Origin of the sequence: Delftia sp. DLF01 (assembly GCF_014852125.1) — a bacterium.
In the GTDB taxonomy this organism is placed as follows: Bacteria; Pseudomonadota; Gammaproteobacteria; order Burkholderiales; family Burkholderiaceae_C; genus Comamonas; species Comamonas acidovorans.
This window is the reverse complement of sequence record NZ_JACVAZ010000007.1, coordinates 162401-182730: the sequence shown is the minus strand read 5'-3', so window position 1 is coordinate 182730 and position 20330 is coordinate 162401. Positions and strand designations below refer to the sequence as shown.

Here is a 20330-nt window from a genome sequence, read left to right as displayed (position 1 = left end):
TCATGGGCCGTTGACCGTGTATAGCGTATCAACTCCCATCTTTGAATGCTGCACGCACCGTTTGCCAAGGTGCCCGTAGCATTTTTCTTTTTGAGGAACACCATGTCCGCACTGCCGCCCCTGGAACTCAAGAACGCCCATGCCTGCTTCGGCGGCGCACAGCGTTTCTACGAGCATTTCTCCGCCGAGATCGGCCTGAACATGAAGTTCTCGGTCTTCCTGCCGCCCAAGGCCGTGGCCGGCGAGAAGGTGCCCGCCGTGCTCTACCTGGCCGGGCTGACCTGCACCGAAGAGACCTTCATGACCAAGGCCGGCGCCCAGCGCCTGGCCGCCGAGCTGGGCATTGCGCTGATCGCGCCCGACACCAGCCCGCGCGGCGCAGGCCTGCCCGGCGAGGCCGATGCCTGGGACTTCGGCGTGGGCGCGGGCTTCTACCTGGACGCCACCACCAAGCCCTGGGCACTGCACTGGCGCATGGAAAGCTATCTGCTGGGCGAGCTGCTGCCGCTGATCGCCGCACGCCTGCCCATTGACGCGCAGCGGCTGGGCATCTTCGGCCACTCCATGGGCGGCCACGGCGCGCTCACGCTGGCGCTGCGCCATCCGGGCCGCTTCAAGAGCCTGTCGGCGTTCGCGCCCATCGCCAACCCCGTCAACTGCCCCTGGGGCCAGAAAGCCTTCTCAGGTTATCTGGGCGATGACCGCAAGGCCTGGGAAGCGCATGACGCAAGCTGCCTGATGGCCGCGCAGACCCAGGCGCCCTACCCGGCCGGCATCCTCGTGGACCAGGGCCTGGCCGACAAGTTCCTGATCGAAAAGCAGCTGCTGCCCGAAGCCTTCGAGGCCGCCTGCGCCCAGGCCGGCCAGCCGCTGACGCTGCGCCGCCACGGGGGCTACGACCACGGCTACTACTTCATCCAGAGCTTCATTGATGACCATCTGCGCCATCATGCAGAACAACTGAACACCCCCTGAGGCGCTTCGCGCCTTCCCCCTCTCTCGCTTCGCGGGAGGGGGACGACGCCATCGCCGCGAGGCGGCTCTTGCTCGGCGTCCCCGTTTTTTTGGCCGCGCCAGTTTCAAAGGGTGATGAGCCCAACAGGTGCAGGGCAGATTGCCTCAACCTGGCCTATGGCCAGCGCGCATGTCCTGCGCAATACGCTCCAGTACCTGCGGCAGGTCCTTCACGCTGGCGATCACGTGGTGGGCGCCGGCTGCGCGCAGCTTGGCTTCGGCGCGGGCCATGCGTTCGCGCACTTCTTCGGCGGGGGCGGTGGCCAGTTCGGCGGGGGAGTAGCCGACTTCGTTGCCGGACAGGGTCAGGCCCACGGTCCACATGCCGGCGTTGCGGCCTTCCTCGATGCCGGGCACGGTGTCGTCCACCTTCACGCAGGCACGCACATCGCCGATGCCCAGCGCCAGCACATTGGCCAGCGCCATGAAGGGGCCGGGGCGGCCGCCTGCGGCCATTTCATCGCCGGCCACCACATGGTCGGGAGCCAGGCCGTTGGCCGCTGCCTGGGGCAGCAGCTGGTTCAGGACTTCACGCGGATAGCCCGAGCACGAGCCCACCTTCAGGCCCTGCGCGCGCAGCCAGCCCAGCAGCTCGGGGGCGCCTTCGATCGGCGCCGAGAACTCACCGACCTTGGCGATCTGCATGGGCATGAAGCGGGCGTAGATGGCATCCACGTCGGCGTCGCCAGGCTGCTGGCCGAAGGCCTTGTGCCATTGCGCGCGGATGCCTTCGTCCTGCAGCAGCTCGTGGATGTGCTGCCACTTGGACAGGCCCATGGGGCCGCGTGCCTGGGCCAGGGTGATGGTGATGCCGAAGCTGGCAAAGGCCTCGACAAAGATCTGCGTGGGCGCCAGCGAGCCGAAATCGACCAGGGTGCCGGCCCAGTCGAAGATGACGGCCTGCAGCGGCGACAGATCGGCGGCGGCGGCGGAGACGGTGGTGTGGTTCATGGTGCTTTTTGACTAGGAAAGAGGTTCAAACAGAAGAGGGCCGCGCGCGCCTGTTCATTCCAGCGTGCGGATGAAATTGCGCCCGCGCGGGCCGGATGCGGCCGACTGCAGCAGTTGCTGCCACTCATCCCCAGGCAGGCCGTAATGGGCGGGATCGGTGGCCACGCCCAGGCCTTCGAGGAAGTTGCGCAGGCGCTGCACGGCCAGCTCGCCCGTGGACGCATCGAAGATGGACAGCAGGGCCGCGTCGGCCTCGTCGTCGGCGCCCAGGGCCATCTCCAGCACCAGCGGCAGGCTGAACGAGCAGGCAATGCCGTGGGCCACGCCATGGCGCAGCGTGATGTCGTAGGACAGCGAATGCGCCAGCGCCGTGCGGGTGTTGGAGAAGGCCAGGCCGGCCATCAGGGCGGCCTCGGCCATGCGGCTTCGCAGCGGCAGGCTGCCCAGGTCCTGCATCAGCGCGGGCAGCGTGGCCAGGGTGCGGCGCGCGGCGCCCACGGCCAAGGTGGTGGAGACGGGATTGCGGTGCCGGTTCCAGATGGACTCCAGCGCATGCGACAGCGCATCCAGCCCCGAGGCCAGCGTGGCGCCGGCCGGCAGGCTTTGCATGAGCTGCGCGTCGATGATGGCGGCCTCGGGCCAGGTCCAGTGCTGGTGCAGCGAGTGCTTGCGGCCAGCGGCCTGGTCCCAGATCGTGGCCCAGGGCGTGACCTCGCTGCCCGTGCCGGCCGTGGTGGGAATGGCGATCAGCGCCTTGTGGCCTGCGGCCGGCAGGGCCAGCCCCTGCTCCAAGGCCTGCAGCAGTTCGCCGAAACGCCGCGTGGGCGTGGCGCACATCAGCGCCTTGGCCGAGTCGATGGCGCTGCCGCCGCCCAGGGCCACGATGCACGGGACCTCGGCGTATTCGCGGTGCACGCGGTCATACAGCGGGGCCAGCCACTGCACATCGGGGTTGGGCGCAATGCCGTCCACCACGCCGCGCAGCTGGCTGCCCAGCCGTTGGCGCAGCTGCTGCACCAGGCCCAGGGATTCGGCCTCGGGAAACGTCACCAGCAGGCAGTCGCGCCCGGCCAGCAGCTCGGGCAGGCGGTCCAGGCGGCCGGGGCCGGCATGGATGGAAACGGGGTTGTGATAGGTCCACACAAATCGGTCCTTTGAATGAAACGGGGGCGCCGGGAAAAGCACAGCCCTCAATGGCGGGTGCCCTGCTGGATGCGGCGGCGCAGCCAGTGGGAGACGAGATCGGCGGCGATCACCATCACGGTGATGACCACGATGCAGGTGGCCGTCTCCTGGTAGCGGAACAGCTTGAGGCTGCCGACCAGCTCGAACCCCAGCCCGCCCGCGCCCACCATGCCCAGCACCGTGGCCGAGCGCAGGTTGACCTCGAAGCGGTAGAGCACGACCGCGATCCAGGCCGTGATGGCCTGCGGTATCACGCCGAAGACGATGAGCTGCAATTGCGTGGCGCCTGCGCTGCGCAGGGCCTGCAGCGGGCCGTCGTCGATCTCTTCGATGCTCTCGGCGAAGAACTTGCCCAGCATGCCCATGCCATGCAGGGCCAGGGCCAGCACGCCGGGAAACGGCCCCAGGCCCACGGCCGAGACAAAGACCAGCGCCAGGATCAGCTCGTTGATGCTGCGCACCACGTTCAGGAACTGCCGCGTGATGCGCCGCAGCCAGTGCCAGCCATGCAGGTTGCCGGCCGCGATGAAGGACAGCGGCAGCGCAAGCACCACGGACAGCAGCGTGCCCCAGATGGCGATCTGCACCGTCTCCAGCGCGGGCGCCATCAGGCGCGGCAGCATGCTCCAGTCCGGCGGCACGGAGCGCGCCACGAAATCCGCGATCTGGGGCATGCCTGCCGCCAGTTCGCCCCAGCTCATCTGCGCGCCGCCCGCGCTCCAGTGCAGCACCCAGGCGATGGCCAGGGCCGCAGCCGCATAGCCGGTCCAGCCCAGGGTGCCGTGGGGGCGCGGCGCGGTCCATTGCCAGCGGTCGCGCGGCTCGGGGCTCCAGGAATTGGCGCTGGTCATCACAGTCCTCCTGCGGGCGCGCTGGCCCGCATCCACGAGGCAGGCACCGGCGCCTGCGCATGCAGGCCGGCAGGCCCTATGGCCTGCGCGCCCGGTGGTGTGTCCGGTTCTGCGCCCTGCCCTGCGCCCTGCCCTGCGCCTTGACCTGCAGTGGGCTGCGCATGGTAGATGGCCTGCAGCGCGGCCTCGTCCAGCGCCTGCGGCGATCCGTCATAGACCATGCGGCCCTGGGCCAGGCCCAGCACGCGGTCGCCGAACTCCCGCGCGTAGTCCACCTGGTGCAGGTTGCAGACCACGGCAATGCCCAGCTCGCGCGTGGCATCGCGCAGGTACTGCAGCACGCTGCGCGCGGTCTTGGGGTCCAGGCTGGCCACGGGCTCGTCGGCCAGGATGACCTGGGGCTGCTGGGCCAGCGCGCGGGCAATGCCCACGCGCTGCATCTGCCCGCCCGACAGCGCCTCGGTGCGCTCCAGCGCCTTGTGGGCCAGGCCCACGCGCTCCAGGCACTGGTCGGCCAGGCGGATATCGCTTTCGCGGAACAGCTGCAGCACCGAGGCCAGGGTGCCGGTCTGGCCCAGGCGCCCGGTCAGCACGTTCTTGCGCACCGACAGGCGCGGCACCAGGTTGTGGTGCTGGAAGACCATGGCCACGTGGCGAGCCAGCTCGCGCCGGCTGTGCCTGCCGCCGCCCAGCATCAGGTCCATGCCGCCCACCTCCAGCGTGCCGCTGTCGGCGCGGGCCAGGCCGTTCATGCAGCGCAGCAGCGTGGACTTGCCGGCCCCCGACAGGCCCAGCATGACGACGAACTCGCCGGGCTGCACATCCAGGTCGATGCCATGCAGCACATGGTTGCTGCCATAGCTCTTGCGCAATTGGCGGATGCGGATCATTTCATGCTCCCCAGGTCGAGCTTCAGGGCCTTGGCCGTCTGGCGCACCACGTCGTAGGCCTTGTCATCCGTGGCCGCGAAGCCGTCGAGCACGCCCTGGTCACCCCAGGGCAGGTCCTTGACCTCGGCCAGGGCCGCAGCCACCTTCTGCTTGGTGCCGGCGTCCAGGTTCTTGCGCCAGGTCATAGGCGACTCGGGGATGGGCTGGGAGCGCCAGACGATCTGGAATTCCTCGCGCTTGACCAGGCCCTTGCTCACGGCCGAGTCGAAGATGCGGTCGGCCACGGCTGCCGCATCCACCTTGCCGTTGGCCACGGCCATGATGCTGGCGTCGTGCGAGCCCGAGAAGATCACGCGCGAAAAGCCCTTGTCCGCATCGAAGCCCTCGGCCATCAACCCGGCCTTGGGAAACAGGTGGCCCGACGCCGAGGTCGGGTCCACAAAGGCAAAGCTGCGGCCCTTGAGATCGGCCACGCTGGCCGGGCCCTTGTCCTTACGGGAGATCACCATGCTGTGGTACGCGCTCTTGCCCGTCTTCTTGGTCACGGCCACGGCAAAGGCCTCGGCGCCTGCCACCTGGCTGGCCAGCACGTACGAGAACGGGCCGAGGAAGGCGATGTCGATCTTGTTGGAGCGCAGCGCCTCGATCACGCCGTTGTAGTCATTGGCCACGAAGGGCCGCACCTTCATGCCGGTGCGGGTGGCCAGCTGGTCCATGACCTGCTGGCTGGCGCGGATCATGGCCTGCGCGTCCTCCGAGGGGATCAGGCCCACGCGCAGCTCGGCGCTCTGGGCAAAGGCGGCAGTGGTAGCGGTGGCGGCGATGGCGGCCAGGGCCAGCACGGCTGCGGCATGGCGCAGCCAGGTCTTGCGGTTCATCTTCATGGGAGTGTTCCTTTGCATCAGGTCAGGCACATCGGCAGATCGGTGGATCCGTGAATCGCCGGCCAAATCGCCAGGCGGGTGGGGATGGCTGAATGCTAGGAGCGACATATTTCTGCCATGTGAAAGTTTCAGAATCGGTTTTGACAGCATCCATAGACAAAACCTTGAGATACCGACTTTCGTGAGCAACGCCCGCTACCGCGCCTTCATCGCCGTCGCCCACCACGGCAGCCTCAGCGCCGCCGCCCGCGCACTGGGCGTGAGCCAGCCCACCATCTCCACCCAGATCGCCACGCTGGAGCGCCAAAGCCAGATCGAGCTGTTCCACCGCCGCGGCTACCGCATGACGCTCACGGGCGCAGGCGCCAGGCTGCTGCCCATGGCGCAGAAAATCATGGCGCTGGAGGCCGAGGCCGAGTTCTTCCTGCGCGACTCGGGGCAGTTGCACCAGGGCGAGCTCAAGATCGGCGCCGTGGGGCCCTTCCATGTGATTGAAATGGTGGCCGCCTACCGCGCACGGCACCCGGGCATGCAGCTGTCCATCCGCATGGGCAACTCGCAGCAGGTGCTGGCCGACCTGGAACGCTACGACACCGACGTTGCCGTGCTCGCCGGCCTCTACGACCGCCCGGAGCTGCTGGCACGCGAGTACGCGCGCCACGCCATCGTGCTGTTCGCCCATGTCGCCCATCCCTTCGCGCGGCGCAGCGAAATCGCGCTGTCCGAACTGCAGGGCCAGCCTTTGCTGCTGCGCGAGCACGGCTCGACCACGCGCACCGCGCTGGAATCGGTGCTGCAGGCCGCCGGGGTGCAGCCGCGCACCGAGCTGGAGATCGGCAGCCGCGAAGCCATACGCGAAGCCGTGGCGCGCGGCCTGGGACTGGGCGCCGTGTCCGAAGCCGAATTCATCCCCGACCCGCGCTTTCGCCCGCTGCGCATCGCGGGCGACCCGGCCAGCACCACCACCTATGTCTATTGCATGCGCGAGCGCAGCGACAGCCTGCTGGTGAGGTCTTTTCTGGAGGCGGTTTGAGGGCCGCGCCGGGCCCCCTCGGCACCCCGCCTCAGCCCTCCACCCTGATTCCGCGCGCCTGGATCAGCCGGGCCCACTTCGCCCGTTCATCGCGCATGAAGGCGTCAAAGCGCTGCGGCGTCCCCCCTCCATCCTCTGCGCCGAACTCTTCGAGCTTGGCCACCACATCGGGCATGGCCAGGATGCGGTTGACGTCCGCATTGATGCGGGCCACCAGATCGGCGGGCATTCTTGCGGGGCCCACCAGGCCGAACCAGATGCTCGCGTTGAACCCGGAATAGCCCTGCTCCGCCACGGTGGGAATCTCCGCGAAGGCCTTGGCGCGCTTCACACCCGTCTGAGCCACGGCATGGACTTTTCCGCCCTTGATGAAGGGTGCCGCCGTGGTCATCCCCTCGAACGCGTAGTCGATCTGGCCGCCCAGCAGATCCGTCATCACGTTCGACGCGCCCTTGTACGGGATATGGAGCGCGGACACCGCCGCAGTCTGCTCGAACAGCGCCAGCGCGAGGTGCTGGGCCGACCCCGTGCCCGAGGAGCCGAAGCTGACCTCCCCCGGCTTTTGCTTCAACGCGGCCAGCAGGCCCTGCATGGTGGCGGAAGCCTTGGGGCTGGCAACCAGGACCTGCGGGGTCTGGCCCACCAGGGCGATGGCGGAGAAGTCCCGCTCCGGCGAGAAACCGAGCCTGGGGTTGAGCGCAGGGGCAATGCCCAGGGCATTGATGTGGCCCATCATGAGCGTCTGCCCATCGGGCGCGGCCCTGGCGGCCTCGGCAGCGGCAATCAGCCCCGCCGCGCCTGGCCGGTTCTCGACGATGACGGGAATGGCCCACAGCTGGTTGAGCCGGTTGGCGATGATCCGCGCCAGGATGTCCGTGCCGCCGCCTGCCGAGAAGCCGACGAGGATTTTGACCGGGCCCGCCGGCGGCCTGGCCTGTGCAAAGCCCGGATGGGCATGCAGGGCGGCGGCTGCGGCGGCCGAGGTCAGGAACTGTCTGCGTTGCATGGCTTGTCTCCTTGGATGATGGGCTGGCGGCGGTCTTACGCCACCGAGGTCCAGCGGCCGAACCGGGACACCTGCGCCTCGTCGAAATTGAAGCCGAGCCCCGGCGTCTGGTGCAGCACGACACGGCCCTTTTCCTGCGCCAGCTGGCGGTCCAGCAGGCGGCGGAAGTTCAGCACCTGGTCATCCCAGAAGAACTCGACATAGCGCGCATTGGGGGTCGCGGCCACCAGCGGCGCGTGCACATCGTGGAACCAGTGCGGACACATCTGCAGCCCATAGCCCGCCGCCATGGCGGCAATGCGCTTCCACTCGGTAATGCCCCCGCAGACTGCGGCGTCGGTCTGCAGGATGGATGCGGCGCCCATGTCGAGCAGATGCTTGTGGTACCAGCGGCCATAGCCGATTTCCGCGGTGGCCACGGGAATGCGGGTGAGCTTTGCCAGGCGGGCGTGGCTTTCGACATCGTCGGGGCTGAACGGCTCCTCGATGAAATAGGGGTCGTACGCCTCCATGCGGCGCAGGTACTGCATGGCCTGCACGGTGTCCACCCAGCCGTTGTTGCAGTCCAGCATGAGCTCCACGTCCGGGCCGATGGCTTCGCGCGCCGCCTTCACGCGCGACTCCTCGCCCTGGGGCGACCAGCGGCCGGTCTTCATCTTGACCGCCTTGAAACCCAGCTCGACATAGCCGGCCATCTCCTCGCCGACATGGCCGGCGGTCTTGCCGTCCACGTAGTAGCCGCCGCTGGCATAGGCCGGCACCGTGTCCAGCTCCACCGCGCCCAGGTACTTGTGCAAAGGCAACTGGGCGGTGCGGGCATTGAGGTCCCACAGCGCAATGTCGAGAGCGCTGAGTGCGCGCATCACGGTGCCCATGCGGCCTTGCAGCAGCGCCTCCTGGTACATCTCCTTCCACAGCCCTTCGACGGCCAGGGACTCGCGGCCCAGCAGCACAGGACCGAGCAGCTGCTCGACCGCGACACGGAACAGCTCGCCCGCCGCATTGCCGACATAGCAAAAGCCGATGCCTTCGACGCCGTCGCTGCTGCGGACCTTGACCAGTCCGTAGTGGCGGTCGACCACGGTGCGGTTCGACAGATAGGTGACCTTGTCCAGCGGTACGCGGGCAACGCAGACTTCAATGGATTCGATGAGGGGCATGAGCTCTCCTGACATGGTTTGGAAGCGGGAACGAGCGAACTTTGCGCTTCAGGAGATCTGCAACAAAGATGGTGTCCCATGGTTCAGATGACGCAAAATGCGTCGCATGGATTCGCGCTTTCTCCAGAGCTTCATTGCCGTCGTGGACTGCGGCTCGATGGCCGACGCCGCGCGCAGGCTGGACCTGCCGCCCACCACCGTGGCCCAGCAGATGCGTGCGCTGGAGGCCGACGTGGGCTGCGCACTGCTCACGCGGGTGGGCCGGACGGTGCGGCCCACCGTCGTGGGCGCCCGGATCGTGGAGCATGCGCGGGAGGTGCTCAAATCCGTGGAGAACCTGAGGTCGGCCGCATCGGCCACCGAGCTTCCCGCAGGCCCATTGAGGCTGGGGGCAACGCCCACGGCGCTGATGGGCCTGGTGCCCCCGCTGCTGCGCCGGTGGATGAGCGCCCATCCGGCCGTGCGCGTCTACATCGAACCCGGCACTTCCTCACTGCTGCTGGACCAGGTGCAGGCCGGCCATCTGGATGCGGCCATCCTTGTGCACCCGGCCTTCGCCATGCCCAAGACCTGCGAGTGGCGGCTGATGCGCAGCGAGGCGCTGATTCTTCTCGCGCCCCGAGACATGAAGGTGCGCGATCCGCTGCTCACGGCCGCACGCGAGCCCTTCATCCAGTACGACCGCAAGGTGGTGGCAGGAAAAATGGCGGATGAATACCTGCGGGGCCACGGCATCAAGCCGAAAGTTCGCTTCGAGCTGGACGGCATCGAGCAGATCGCACAGCTGGTTGCGGAAGGATTTGGTGTCTCCATCCTGCCGGACTGGCCCGTGCTGGGACCGCCGGATGCCAGAACGCGCCGATGGCCGCTGCCCCCTCCGAGCCCGTCCCGCGAAGTGGGCATGGTGTGGCTGCGCTCTTCGGTGCGCTCCCCACTGGCAGCCGCCTTGTCCGAGCTGATCGATTCCCGCTAGCGGACCATGCCCTGACCTGTGCCTGGCACGCAGGCTCTCAGAACAGGCTGCGTTGCGGCAGCAAAAGCGACGGGTGGTAGAGGCTGCAATCGAGCCGCAGCGGCTCGCGGTTGAATCCATGCCGACGGCAGGCCAGGGCAAAGCGCTGGCGCAGCAGCTCGGCCCAGTGGCCCGTGCCCTTCATGCGCTGGCCGAACTCGGCGTTGTACACGCGGCCGGCCTCGCGCTGCTCGCCCTGGATGCCGTGCAGGTCGCGCACGCGCTCCATCACGCGGCGGGCGCGGTCGGGGTAGTGCACCTGCAGCCATTGCTCGAACAGCGGCGCCACTTCCCAGGGCAGGCGCAGCACGGCATAGAAGGCGTGGCGCGCACCTGCGTCGGCGGCCGCCTCCAGCACCTTCTCCAGGTCTTCGTTGATGAAGGGAATCTGCGGTGCCAGGCTCACGCCCACGGGCACGCCCGCCTCGGTCAGCGCGCGGATGCTGCGCAGCCGGCGGTGCGGCGCGGCGGCGCGCGGCTCCAGGTGGCGTGCCAGGTCGGCATCCAGCGTGGTCAGCGTGATGTGCACCGAGGCCAGGCTCTGGCGCGCCAGCGGGGCCAGCAGGTCCAGGTCACGCTCCACCCCGCTGCCCTTGGTGACGATGGAAAACGGGTGGCGCGCCTCGGCCAGCACTTCGATCAGGCGGCGCGTCAGCCCCAACTCGCGCTCCACGGGCTGGTAGCAGTCGGTGACCGAGCCCAGCATCACGGGCGCGGCCACATGGCTGGCGCGCGACAGCTCGGCGCGCAGCAGCTCGGGCAGGTTCTGCTTGGCGATGAGCCGGGTCTCGAAGTCCAGCCCCGGCGACCAGCCCAGGTAGCTGTGCGTGGGCCGGGCATAGCAATAGATGCAGCCATGCTCGCAGCCCCGGTAGGGATTGAGCCCCATGTGAAACGGCAGGTCGGGCGACTGGTGGCGGCTCAGCGCCGAGCGGGCCTGCTCCCAGCGCAGTTCGGTGCGCAGCGGAGCGGCCTCTTCGTCTTCGGCAGGCGCCTCATGGCTGCCCCAGCCGTCATCGAAGGCCTCGCGCGGGTCGGAGGTGAAGCGGTGGGCCAGTTGGCTGGCTGCGCCCCGGCCCTTGATGGCGTGCAGGGGCACCCTGGCCGTGTCGTGATGAGGCGTGGGAGGACTGGGCAGCATGGGGAAACTGTATAAAAATACAGCCATACCAACAAGCACTCCCCGCATGCCTGCAGTTGCGAAGTGGGTTTTGCCGGCTTGGCAAGTGCCCACGCCAATCCGCACCGCACCGTGCGGGTTCGCTTGGCAGAACCCACACGGGCCTGCACAATGGGCCTATCGCACCAACTTGGTGCTTTTCTCTTTTCTGAAGATGCCTTGGCCCGGACAACCGCGTTGCCCGGGCTTTTGTCCGTTTGGGCGCCGCTGCCCTTCACTGCAGCCACGGCGCAAGCACACAAGGGAGCCAACACCATGGAGCGCAAGCCCCACATCATTCTTTCGTCCCTGGACCTGGAGCGCATCGAGGCCCTGCTGGACAAGCAACCCGCCTTCCCCGGCCGCGACGCGCTCGAGGCCGAGCTGGACCGCGCCGACGTGCTCGAACCCAAGGAAATGCCGCCCAATGTGGTGACCATGAACTCCACCGTGCGCTTCACGCTGCTGGAGTCGGGCAAGTCCAATACGCTGACCCTGGTCTATCCCAAGGAGATGGACGGCAGCTCCGACAAGGTGTCGGTCTTCGCGCCCGTGGGCATTGCCCTGCTGGGCCTGAGCGTGGGCGACCAGTCGCGCATGGCCGGTCCCTCGGGCCAGGTCACCGTGCGCGTGGATGCCATCGAGTTCCAGCCGGAAAGCGCAGGCGAGCTGCACCGTTGAACGCCGACCGGCGTGAAGCGAAAAAGGCAGCCAACCGGCTGCCTTTGTTGTTTGTGGACTGACGCACGGCGCCTCAGCGCAGGCCTGCCAGAAACGCCGCGATCAGGCCGGTGCCCACCAGGCCCGCCTGCCAGCGCAGCGCCATGTGCCAGCTGGGAACGTGGCGCTCCACGCGCTCGTACAGCAGATGGCCGGCCGCAATCGACAGCACGAAGGCCGTGCACATGCCCAGCAGGGCGGCGGGAATGGAATGTGGCCAGAAATGGCTTTCCACGGCATTGACCAGCAGGCAGACCGAGAAGTGCACGAGAAACACCGAGTACGAAATCTTGCCCAGCCGACGCAGCGGCGCCCAGCCTTGTGCCTGCGCAAACGCGGGGCTGCGCATGGCCACGACCAGGGCCAGCGCCGTGGCACCGGCCAGCGCGATGCGGTCGCGCCACTCCAGTGCCAGTGCCGCCACGACCAGGGCCACGATCAGCAGGGACCAGCTCCAGGCCGTCGAGGACTTGTCCGCATGCGCGGCCCAGTAGGCCAGCATGCCCAGGCCGTAGGCGCCAAAGAAGTACGGCGCCCACACGTCCCATTGCGCATCCAGATTGAAGCCCAGCAGCGAAGCGGTCACGCCGATCACCACCAGCGCCTGCGCCACGCTCAGCGCCCAGGGCCAGCAGCGTGACAGGGCGTCGCCGCCAAAGCGGCGGCGCAGCAAGGCAGCGCCCCAGCGCGTGCCGGCCAGCAGCAGCGCCGTCAGCGCAAACAGCTGAAAGTCGATGGACACATACCAGACGCCGGCAGACAGCGACTCCTCGCCCACGATGTTCTGCAGCAGCAGCGCATGCGCCACCAGTTGCCAGAGATCGGGCTCGCCGGAGACCGAGGCATGGTCGAACCAGGGCCGCACGGCCGCCGAGACCACGATGGCCACGACCAGGGCCACCGCATAGGGCACGACCAGGCGCACGAAGCGGCGCCCGATGCGCGACCACGGATCGCTGTGCTGGCCGTGGCCTTGCGGCGCCATGCTGGCTGCAGCCAGGTAGCCGCCCAGCACCAGGAAGATCTGCACGGCCATGCGCGCATATTCATAGAGCCAGTCGATGAGGTCCGGCGCGGCCGGATGGGCGATATCGGACATGGGGCCGTAGAAGGCCAGGTGGTGCCAGATGATGGCGGCACAGGCCAGGCCCTTGGTGCAGTCGATCAGCGCACTGCGGCTAGCGTGAGACATGGGGCAATCTGTAGTCGGTACGGGGCGGGAAGGCGCAGGGCCCGGGCCGCCTGGCCGCAAGCCCGCAAAGGCGCCATTGTGCGCCTTTTGGACGCGACTTGCAGAAAGCTGACACATCGCTTCCCAAGCCGCCCGGAGCGTGCCGCGCACGCGCAGGCACAATGCATGCCATGACGCAATCCAAACCTCTTCCGGCGTTGAACCGGCAGTTCGTCTCGCACTTCGGCGAGATGGGCAGCCGCTGGGGCATCAACCGCACGGTAGGCCAGATCTACGCACTGCTGTTTCTTTCGCCCGAGCCGCTCAATGCCGACCAGATCGCCGAGACGCTGGAGTTCTCGCGCTCCAACGTGAGCATGGGGCTCAAGGAATTGCAGGCCTGGCGCCTGGTGCAATTGCGCCACCAGCCCGGCGACCGGCGCGAGTATTTCGAGGCGCCGCAGGATGTCTGGGAAATCTTCCGCCGCCTTGCCGAGGAACGCCGCCGCCGCGAGATCGAGCCCACCCAGTCCATGCTGCGCGCCGCCATGCTGGAGGAAGTCACCACCGAAGAGGAACGCTACGCCCAGCAGCGCATGCGCGACATGTACGAGCTGATCGACCGGCTCATGAACTGGTTCGACGACGTGCAGCGCCTGTCGCCCGAGACCGCCATGCAGCTCATGGGCATGGGCACGGCCGTGACGCGGCTGCTGGATCTGAAGGACCGCATCACGGGCGGCAAGGGCCGCGCCAAGGCGGACGACACCGACGATTGAACCTGGCAAGCCTGCGTACAAAAATGAGCTCCCGAGGGAGCTCATTGTGTTTACAGCAATGCTTCATTGGCGGTAAGCGCGTGCAAAAACTGGCGTAGCCCAAAGCGAGGGACACCGAGCAAGGGCCGCCCCCGCAGCGAGGGTGTCGTCCCCCTCCCGAAGAGAGAGGGGGAAGGCGCGAAGCGCCTCAGGGGGAGCTTTATTTCTCCCGGGCCAGGAGTTCGCGGCGCGTGGCCTCGTCGTCCATCAGTTCGTACCACATCGCGTTGAGCACCGCGAAGGCGGCCGCCAGCGGCAGGCCGAGCAACCAGGCGAAGTACCACATGGTGTTGTGTCCTTTCTTGACGTTGAATGTCGTTGCTTGATTCGGTGGATCAGTACGAGTGGCCGCGGCCCTCGATGATGGCCATCGGGTCGACCTTGCCGCGCAGCACGCTGTAGACCCAGCTGGTGTAGGCCACGATGAGGGGCACGAAGATCAGCGCGCACACCAGCATGATGAACAGCGTCACATGGCTGGACGAAGAGTCCCAGACCGTGAGGCTGTGCTGCGGGTTCAGCGACGAGGGCAGGATGAACGGGAACATGGACGCCCCCACGCTGGCGATGATGCCCGCAATGCCCAGGCCGCTGGACAGCAGGGCCAGCCACTCGCGGCGCAGCCACAGGCCCAGCGCCGCCAGCAGCGGCATCAGCAGGCCGATGGCCGGCACGGCCCAGAGCACGGGCCTGGCCTGGTAGTTGGCGAACCAGGCGCCCGCCTGCAGCGCAGCCGTCTTGAACAGCGGGTTGGACGGTCCGGTGGTGTTGATCTCGCTGGTGATGCGGTAGCCATTGAGCGCGGCCAGCCACACGCCGGCAGCCGCGAACAGCACCGTGGTGGCGACGGCCGCCACCATGCCGAAGCGGCGCGCGCGCGCGGCCACATCGCCTTCGGTCTTGAACACCAGCCAGGACGCACCATGCATGAGCAGCATGCACAGCGAGACCAGGCCGGCCAGCAGCGCGAACGGGTTGAGCAGGCCGAAGAACGTGCCCTCGTAGTAGATGCGCATGTCGGGCGCCAGGCGGAAGGGCACGCCCTGCAGCACATTGCCCAGTGCCACGCCGAAGATCAGCGCGGGCACCACGCCGGCCATGCACAGCACGGCATCCCAGCGCGCGCGCCAGGCCGGCTCCTCGCGCTTGCTGCGGAACTTGAAGGCCACGGGCCGCAGGATCAGCGCCACCAGGGCCGCGAACATGGCCAGGTAAAAGCCCGAGAACGAGACCGCGTACAGCTGCGGCCAGGCCGCAAAGATGGCACCGCCGCCCAGGATGAGCCAGACCTGGTTGCCTTCCCAGACCGGGCCCAGCGAGTTGATGACGACGCGGCGCTCCACGTCGGTCCTGGCCGCCAGCGGCAGCAGCGCGGCAGCGCCCAGGTCAAAGCCATCGGTGACGGCAAAGGCGATGAGCAGCACGCCCAGCAGGCCCCACCACAGCAGGCGCAGGATGTCGTAGCTGATCAGTTCGTGAAGAATCATGGTGACAATCTCCCTTGGTCATTGCCCGCGGGCGAGTTTTTGCATCAGAGGGAAGTAGGTGGTCAGGTGCGGCGCGCTTTCCTCCTGAGGTCCCTTGCGGATGGCCTTCACCATGAGCTTCATCTCGATGACGAAGAGCACGGAGTAGATGGCGATGAAGCCTGCAATCGTCAGCAGCAGCGTGCCCGCGCCCAGGTTGGAGACGGCCAGCGCCGTGGGCAGCACGCCTTCGATGATCCAGGGCTGGCGGCCCACCTCGGCCACGATCCAGCCGCACTCGGCCGCGATCCAGGGCAGGGGAATGGCGATCACGGCCAGCTTGAGCATCCACGGATGGGCGTCCAGCCTGCGCCGCACCGACAGCCAGAAGAAGGCGGCCGTGAGCGCGATGAAGAACATGCCCAGCCCCACCATGATGCGGAAGGCCCAGAACAGCGGCCCCACGGCCGGCACGGTGTCCCAGGCGGCCTGGGCGATCTGCGCGTCCGTGGCCTGGCGCGGGTCGTCCACGTAGCGCTTGAGCAGCAGCGCGTAGCCCAGTTGCCCGCCCTTGTCCTCGAAGACGGCCTTGGCCTCGGCCGGCACCTGGCCCGTGGGGCCGGCGGCGCGGATGGCCTCCAGCGCGCCATAGGCCTCGATGCCGTTGCGAATGTACTGCTCGGTGCGCTGGACCAGGTCGTTGATGCCGGGGATCTCGGTGGTCAGCGAGCGCGTGCCGATCAGGCCCATGACCCAGGGAATGTGCACGGCGTAGTGCGTCTCGCGTGCGGCCTTGTCAGGGAAGCCGAAGGCCGTGAAGGCGGCTGGTGCGGGTTCGGTGTCCCACATGGCCTCGATGGCGGCCAGCTTCATCTTCTGGTGCTCCGACGACAGGTAGCCGCTTTCATCGCCCAGCACCACCACCGACAGCGCGGCGGCCAGGCCGAACGAGGTGGCCACCGTCATGGAGCGGCGCGCCAGCTGGATGTGCCGGCCCTTGAGCAGATACCAGGCCGAGACGCCCAGCACGAAGATGGCCGCCGTCACGTAGCCGGCCGAGACCGTGTGCACGAACTTGGCCTGGGCCACGGGGTTGGTCAGCACCGCGAAGAAGTCGGTGACCTCCATGCGCATGGTCTGCGGGTTGAACGCCGCGCCCACGGGGTTTTGCATCCAGCCGTTGGCGATCAGGATCCATAGCGCCGAGAAGTTCGAGCCCAGGGCCACGCACCAGGTGGTCACCAGGTGACCGACCTTGCTCAGGCGGTCCCAGCCGAAGAAGAACAGGCCCACGAAGGTGGCTTCCAGGAAGAAGGCCATCAGCCCCTCGATGGCCAGCGGCGCGCCGAAGATGTCGCCCACGTAGTGGCTGTAGTAGCTCCAGTTCATGCCGAACTGGAACTCCATCACGATGCCTGTGGCCACGCCCATGGCGAAGTTGATGCCGAACAACGTGCCCCAGAACTTCGTCATGTCGCGCCAGATGGTGCGGCCCGTCATCACGTAGACGGTCTCCATGATGGCGATGATCACGGCCAGGCCGATGGTCAGCGGCACGAACAGGAAGTGGTAGAGCGCCGTTACCGCGAACTGCAGCCGCGATAGATCGACGATGTCGAGGTCCATGGTGAGATCCTTTCTCTCGGGGGTACTTGGTGAAATCCTTGATCAGCCGTCCTGCCGCAGGCGCGCCAGGGCCGCCTCGAACGGCGGTGTGCCGCGCAGCGCCTCGGACACCACGCGGCCCTGCTCCACCCACAGCAGCCGGTCGGCCAGTTGCGCCTCCCGCAGCTTGTGGGTGGCCAGCACCAGGGTGCGGCCCCGGGCTGCACTGTCCAGCCGCACCAGCAGGTCGGCGGCCGTGCGTGCATCCAGGCCTTCGGTCACTTCGTCCAGCAGCCAGCAGCGCGCGGGGCTCAACAGCAGCCGCGCCAGCGCCAGGCGCCGTGCCTGGCCGCCGGACAGGCCCAGCCCGCCCTCGCCCAGCCGCGTGTCCAGGCCCTGCGCCATGGCGCGCACATCGCCGGCCAGCCCGGCGACTTCCAGCGCCGCCCACAGCGTGTCCTCGGCGGCCTCGGGGCAGGCCAGCAAAAGGTTGTCGCGCAGGCTGTCCTCGAACAGTTCGGTGCGCTGCGTCATCCAGGTGCAGCGCCGGGCACGCACGGCGCCGGCCAGCGGCTGGAGCTCGCCGGCCATCAGGGACAGCAGCGTGGTCTTGCCCGCGCCGCTGGCGCCCAGCAGGGCGACACGCTCGCCTTCGGCGATACGGATGTCCTGGGCCAGCACGGCGGCACGGGGTGCCACGACCTGCTCCAGCTCAACCGCCAAGCCCTGCCTGGGCGCAGCCGGTTCGCAGGCGCCTTGCGCAGCGCCATCACGCAGGGCGGGCGCCAGCCGGCGCGCGGCCAGCCAGCTGCGGCCGGCCTCCAGCGCGCCACGGCGCAATGCCGCAAAGGGCTCCATGGCCGTCAGCGCCAGCAGCAGGGCCAGCGCGGCCACGGGGGCACCCAGCAGGCCGGCCTCGGCCAGCCAGCCTACGCCCAGCAGCACACCGGCCAGGGCCAGGGCGCCGCACAGGCCCTGCACGAAGGAGGTTCGGGCCTCCAGGCCGTGGAGCTCGGCGTCGGCCTCGGCCACGCGGGCGTCCAGGGCGGCAATGCGTTCGCAATGCGCGGCCAGGGTGCCGGCCATGGCCAGCTCTGCCTGCCCGGCTACCAGGTCGGCCGTGCGGGCCCGCAGGGACTCCAGCGCCAGCGCGCGGCGCACGGCGGGCCGGCGCGCACTGCGCGCCAGCCACAGGGCGCTGCCCAGGCCGGTGGCCAGCAGCCACGCAGCCAAGGCCATGCCCAGCCACCAGCGCATCAGGCCCAGTGCCAGGGCGGCGACCAGCGTGGCACCCGTGGCGGCCAGCAAGGGCACGAACAGGCGCAGGTACAGGCTGTCCAGCGCATCCACGTCGGCCGTCAGCCGCTGCAGCAGGCGTGCGGGCCGCAGGCGCAGGCTCAGGGCGGCGGCGGGCGTGGCCCAGCTGCGCAGCAGCCGCTCGCGCAGGGCGGCCAGCACGGCCAGGGTGGCGTCATGGGTGACCAGCCGTTCAGCATAGCGCGTGCCCGTGCGGCCCAGGGCCAGCAGGCGGATGCCGGCAGAAGGCATGAACACATCGAAGACGATGGCCGTGGCCGGCAGCAGCCCGGCCAGCGCCGTGGCCGTGATGAACCAGCCCGACAGGCCCAGCAGCGCCATGCCCATAAGCACCGTGAGCAGGGCCAGCAGCGCGCCGCCCAGCCACAGGCGCCGGGGCGCCATGCGCGCCAGGGCGGCAAGCACGGGTCGGAGGGTGGAGCGGGGCTTCATGCGGCCAGCTCCTGCGGGGCGGCATGGCCCGCCAGCTCCACCACGCGGTGCATGGCGGCGGCCAGTTCGGCATCGTGGGTGGCGACGATCAGCGTGCGCCCGCGTGCCAGCTGCAGCAGGGCATCGGTGACCTGGGCGGCCGTGGCCGGGTCCAGGTGGGCCGTGGGTTCATCGACCAGCAGCAGGCCTGCATCGCGCGACAAGGCCAGGCGCGCCAGTGCCAGGCGCACGATCTCCCCGCCCGACAGGCCGGCTCCGCCCTCGCCCAGCGTGGCGCCGGGCCGGGTCTCGGCCAGCTTGCCCAGCCCGGCCAGCCGCAGGGCCTGGCGCAGTTCGCCGAAGGTGAATCCCGGGCGGCCCAGCCGGAGGTTTTCGGCCACCGAGCCGGCGAACACATGGGGGCTCTGCCCCATCCAGGCCATGCGCGCGCGCAGCCGGCCGGCCGATTCGCCGTCGAGCAGCTGGCCATCGATATGGATGCGCCCAGGCTCGGCCACCGGCAGCAGGCCGGCAATCTGCGCCAGCAGCAGCGACTTGCCGCTGCCGCTGGGGCTCCACAGCGCCACATGCTCGCCAGGCCGCACGTCCAGCGTGAGCGCTGGCAGCGTGACCGCGCCGCCTGGCGCCTGGGGCCGCACCTGCTCCAGGTGCAGGGCGCAGGCCTGGCCGGCCGCCCTGCCGGGCGCAGCCAATGCGCCGGGCAGCGGCTGCGCATCGCGGCCCAGCTCGCCCAGGGCCTGCAGTGCGGCCTCGCCGCTGGCACGGTCGTGCCAGACGGCAGACAGCTCACGCAGGGGATCGAAGAAGCTGGGCGCCAGCAGCAGCACGAACAGCGCCTGGCCCAGGCTCAGTGTCTGGCCCCAGCTGCCAAACGGCAGATGGCCCAGCAGGTGAAAACCCACGTACACGGCCACCATGGCCACGCCCAGGGCCGAGAACAGCTCCAGCACCGCAGAGGACAGAAAGGCGATGCGCAGCACGCGCATGCTGCGTTCGCGCAGGGATTCGGCATTGGAGCGCAGCCGCTGCGCCGTGGCATCCACCGCGCCCAGGGCGCGCAGGGTGGACAGGCCGCGCAGGCGGTCGAGCAGGAAGGCGTTCATGCCGCCCAGCTCCAGCATCTGCGCCTGGCTGGCCGCCTTGGCGCGCCAGCCGACGATGGCCATGAACAGCGGGATCAGCGGTGCGGCCACCACCAGGATCAGCGCCACCACCCAGCTCTGGCTGGCCACGGCCAGCGCAATCACCAGCGGCACGGTGCGCACGCGCCACATGGCGGTCTGGTAGCGCGACAGCCAGGGCACGATGGCCTCGGCCTGCTCGGCCATGGCGCTGGCCGCCTGGCCCGAGGCCGCGCGCTGGCGGTCCAGCGGCGAGGTGCCCGCCAGCGTGCGCAGCACCTGCGCGCGCAGCGCACTCACCAGACTGCGCGCCTGCAGATTGGCGCGGCGTGTGCCGCTGGCATCGCACCAGGCGCGCAACCCGCCCAGCAGTGCCACGCCGGCCGCAAGCTGCCACAGTGGCCACAGCGGCTCCACGCCTGCGCCATCGGCCATGGACTGCACGGCCAGCGCCAGCAGCGCCGCCTGGGGCAGCCACAGCAGCGAGGCCAGCACCAGGCGCCCCGTACCCGCCATCGGACGACGCGCCAGCTGG

General features: G+C 68.9%; 19 protein-coding genes. 5 read left to right on the top strand and 14 right to left on the bottom strand.

All coding sequences use genetic code 11. The features are described from left to right. Positions 1-102 precede the first annotated feature (102 nt). Complete coding sequence (fghA, locus tag IB269_RS28075; RefSeq protein WP_063326762.1) at positions 103-975, top strand: S-formylglutathione hydrolase; 873 nt, start codon at positions 103-105, stop codon at positions 973-975. A gap of 144 nt (positions 976-1119) precedes the next feature. On the opposite strand, the gene phnX is transcribed toward fghA, so the two are convergent. From phnX to phnD, 5 genes are read right to left on the bottom strand one after another with little or no spacing between them, the layout of a single operon-like run. Then, positions 1120-1965, bottom strand: coding sequence for a phosphonoacetaldehyde hydrolase (gene phnX, locus IB269_RS28070; protein ID WP_192368868.1), 846 nt, complete (start codon positions 1963-1965; stop codon positions 1120-1122). A 54-nt stretch (positions 1966-2019) separates the two neighbouring features. After that, positions 2020-3108, bottom strand: coding sequence for an iron-containing alcohol dehydrogenase PsrA (gene psrA, locus IB269_RS28065; protein ID WP_192368867.1), 1089 nt, complete (start codon positions 3106-3108; stop codon positions 2020-2022). A gap of 47 nt (positions 3109-3155) precedes the next feature. Next, the gene (gene phnE, locus IB269_RS28060; protein ID WP_192368866.1) at positions 3156-4001 is read right to left on the bottom strand and encodes a phosphonate ABC transporter, permease protein PhnE; all 846 of its coding nucleotides are present in this window, start codon (positions 3999-4001) and stop codon (positions 3156-3158) included. Next, positions 4001-4891, bottom strand: coding sequence for a phosphonate ABC transporter ATP-binding protein (gene phnC / locus IB269_RS28055; protein WP_192368865.1), 891 nt, complete (start codon positions 4889-4891; stop codon positions 4001-4003). Before phnC ends, phnE begins: the two co-directional genes overlap by 1 nt. Then, the gene (phnD, locus tag IB269_RS28050) at positions 4888-5775 is read right to left on the bottom strand and encodes a phosphonate ABC transporter substrate-binding protein (RefSeq protein WP_192368864.1); all 888 of its coding nucleotides are present in this window, start codon (positions 5773-5775) and stop codon (positions 4888-4890) included. Before phnD ends, phnC begins: the two co-directional genes overlap by 4 nt. A gap of 181 nt (positions 5776-5956) precedes the next feature. Between phnD and IB269_RS28045 the strand changes: the two genes are divergently transcribed. Further along, the gene (locus IB269_RS28045; protein ID WP_013803446.1) at positions 5957-6808 is read left to right on the top strand and encodes a LysR substrate-binding domain-containing protein; all 852 of its coding nucleotides are present in this window, start codon (positions 5957-5959) and stop codon (positions 6806-6808) included. Positions 6809-6839: 31 nt separating this feature from the next. On the opposite strand, the gene IB269_RS28040 is transcribed toward IB269_RS28045, so the two are convergent. Together IB269_RS28040 and IB269_RS28035 are read right to left on the bottom strand one after the other, a co-directional pair. After that, on the bottom strand, positions 6840-7814 hold the full coding sequence (locus IB269_RS28040; protein WP_013803447.1) for a Bug family tripartite tricarboxylate transporter substrate binding protein: 975 nt from the start codon (positions 7812-7814) through the stop codon (positions 6840-6842). Positions 7815-7849: 35 nt separating this feature from the next. Beyond that, entirely contained in the window at positions 7850-8974 is a 1125-nt protein-coding gene (locus IB269_RS28035; protein ID WP_043823859.1) for a mandelate racemase/muconate lactonizing enzyme family protein, read from the bottom strand. A gap of 106 nt (positions 8975-9080) precedes the next feature. On the opposite strand from IB269_RS28035, the gene IB269_RS28030 reads away from it, so the two are divergent. Then, positions 9081-9947, top strand: a complete 867-nt coding sequence (locus tag IB269_RS28030; protein ID WP_100566198.1) for a LysR family transcriptional regulator — start codon at positions 9081-9083, stop codon at positions 9945-9947. A 37-nt stretch (positions 9948-9984) separates the two neighbouring features. Here the strand turns inward: IB269_RS28030 and IB269_RS28025 are convergent, their stop codons facing one another. Continuing rightward, on the bottom strand, positions 9985-11127 hold the full coding sequence (locus IB269_RS28025) for a PA0069 family radical SAM protein (protein WP_192368863.1): 1143 nt from the start codon (positions 11125-11127) through the stop codon (positions 9985-9987). A 294-nt stretch (positions 11128-11421) separates the two neighbouring features. Between IB269_RS28025 and rnk the strand changes: the two genes are divergently transcribed. Then, positions 11422-11826 (top strand): nucleoside diphosphate kinase regulator, encoded by a 405-nt coding sequence (gene rnk / locus IB269_RS28020; protein ID WP_013803451.1) that lies wholly within the window; start codon positions 11422-11424, stop codon positions 11824-11826. A gap of 73 nt (positions 11827-11899) precedes the next feature. Here rnk and IB269_RS28015 read toward each other — a convergent pair whose 3' ends face one another. Then, on the bottom strand, positions 11900-13057 hold the full coding sequence (locus IB269_RS28015) for an acyltransferase family protein (protein WP_192368862.1): 1158 nt from the start codon (positions 13055-13057) through the stop codon (positions 11900-11902). Between the two features lie 161 nt (positions 13058-13218). Between IB269_RS28015 and IB269_RS28010 the strand changes: the two genes are divergently transcribed. After that, entirely contained in the window at positions 13219-13815 is a 597-nt protein-coding gene (locus IB269_RS28010) for a GbsR/MarR family transcriptional regulator (protein ID WP_012204320.1), read from the top strand. A 199-nt stretch (positions 13816-14014) separates the two neighbouring features. Here the strand turns inward: IB269_RS28010 and cydX are convergent, their stop codons facing one another. From cydX to cydD, 5 genes are read right to left on the bottom strand one after another with little or no spacing between them, the layout of a single operon-like run. Then, a complete protein-coding gene (cydX, locus tag IB269_RS28005; RefSeq protein WP_012204319.1) occupies positions 14015-14140 on the bottom strand; it encodes a cytochrome bd-I oxidase subunit CydX in 126 nt (41 codons plus the stop codon). Between the two features lie 49 nt (positions 14141-14189). Then, on the bottom strand, positions 14190-15341 hold the full coding sequence (cydB, locus tag IB269_RS28000; RefSeq protein ID WP_012204318.1) for a cytochrome d ubiquinol oxidase subunit II: 1152 nt from the start codon (positions 15339-15341) through the stop codon (positions 14190-14192). 18 nt (positions 15342-15359) lie between these two features. Next, positions 15360-16946: a cytochrome ubiquinol oxidase subunit I gene (locus IB269_RS27995; protein ID WP_034391473.1), complete on the bottom strand. Its 1587-nt coding sequence runs from the start codon at positions 16944-16946 to the stop codon at positions 15360-15362. Positions 16947-16988: 42 nt separating this feature from the next. Continuing rightward, positions 16989-18674, bottom strand: a complete 1686-nt coding sequence (locus IB269_RS27990) for an amino acid ABC transporter ATP-binding/permease protein (protein ID WP_192368861.1) — start codon at positions 18672-18674, stop codon at positions 16989-16991. Then, positions 18671-20311 (bottom strand): thiol reductant ABC exporter subunit CydD, encoded by a 1641-nt coding sequence (gene cydD / locus IB269_RS27985; RefSeq protein WP_192368914.1) that lies wholly within the window; start codon positions 20309-20311, stop codon positions 18671-18673. Before cydD ends, IB269_RS27990 begins: the two co-directional genes overlap by 4 nt. Between the last annotated feature and the right edge of the window lie 19 nt (positions 20312-20330).

What these genes read in the sequence shown, in the direction of transcription:
- phnD (WP_192368864.1), bottom strand. Translation starts at nt 5,775, where the DNA reads ATGAAGATGAACCGCAAGACCTGGCTGCGCCATGCCGCAGCCGTGCTG.
- IB269_RS28025 (WP_192368863.1), bottom strand. Translation starts at nt 11,127, where the DNA reads ATGCTGCCCAGTCCTCCCACGCCTCATCACGACACGGCCAGGGTGCCC.
- phnE (WP_192368866.1), bottom strand. Translation starts at nt 4,001, where the DNA reads ATGACCAGCGCCAATTCCTGGAGCCCCGAGCCGCGCGACCGCTGGCAA.
- cydX (WP_012204319.1), bottom strand. Translation starts at nt 14,140, where the DNA reads ATGTGGTACTTCGCCTGGTTGCTCGGCCTGCCGCTGGCGGCCGCCTTC.
- fghA (WP_063326762.1), top strand. Translation starts at nt 103, where the DNA reads ATGTCCGCACTGCCGCCCCTGGAACTCAAGAACGCCCATGCCTGCTTC.
- IB269_RS28040 (WP_013803447.1), bottom strand. Translation starts at nt 7,814, where the DNA reads ATGCAACGCAGACAGTTCCTGACCTCGGCCGCCGCAGCCGCCGCCCTG.
- IB269_RS28010 (WP_012204320.1), top strand. Translation starts at nt 13,219, where the DNA reads ATGCATGCCATGACGCAATCCAAACCTCTTCCGGCGTTGAACCGGCAG.
- phnC (WP_192368865.1), bottom strand. Translation starts at nt 4,891, where the DNA reads ATGATCCGCATCCGCCAATTGCGCAAGAGCTATGGCAGCAACCATGTG.
- IB269_RS28030 (WP_100566198.1), top strand. Translation starts at nt 9,081, where the DNA reads ATGGATTCGCGCTTTCTCCAGAGCTTCATTGCCGTCGTGGACTGCGGC.
- cydB (WP_012204318.1), bottom strand. Translation starts at nt 15,341, where the DNA reads ATGATTCTTCACGAACTGATCAGCTACGACATCCTGCGCCTGCTGTGG.
- phnX (WP_192368868.1), bottom strand. Translation starts at nt 1,965, where the DNA reads ATGAACCACACCACCGTCTCCGCCGCCGCCGCCGATCTGTCGCCGCTG.
- IB269_RS27990 (WP_192368861.1), bottom strand. Translation starts at nt 18,674, where the DNA reads ATGAAGCCCCGCTCCACCCTCCGACCCGTGCTTGCCGCCCTGGCGCGC.
- cydD (WP_192368914.1), bottom strand. Translation starts at nt 20,311, where the DNA reads ATGGCGGGTACGGGGCGCCTGGTGCTGGCCTCGCTGCTGTGGCTGCCC.
- IB269_RS28035 (WP_043823859.1), bottom strand. Translation starts at nt 8,974, where the DNA reads ATGCCCCTCATCGAATCCATTGAAGTCTGCGTTGCCCGCGTACCGCTG.
- IB269_RS28015 (WP_192368862.1), bottom strand. Translation starts at nt 13,057, where the DNA reads ATGTCTCACGCTAGCCGCAGTGCGCTGATCGACTGCACCAAGGGCCTG.
- IB269_RS27995 (WP_034391473.1), bottom strand. Translation starts at nt 16,946, where the DNA reads ATGGACCTCGACATCGTCGATCTATCGCGGCTGCAGTTCGCGGTAACG.
- rnk (WP_013803451.1), top strand. Translation starts at nt 11,422, where the DNA reads ATGGAGCGCAAGCCCCACATCATTCTTTCGTCCCTGGACCTGGAGCGC.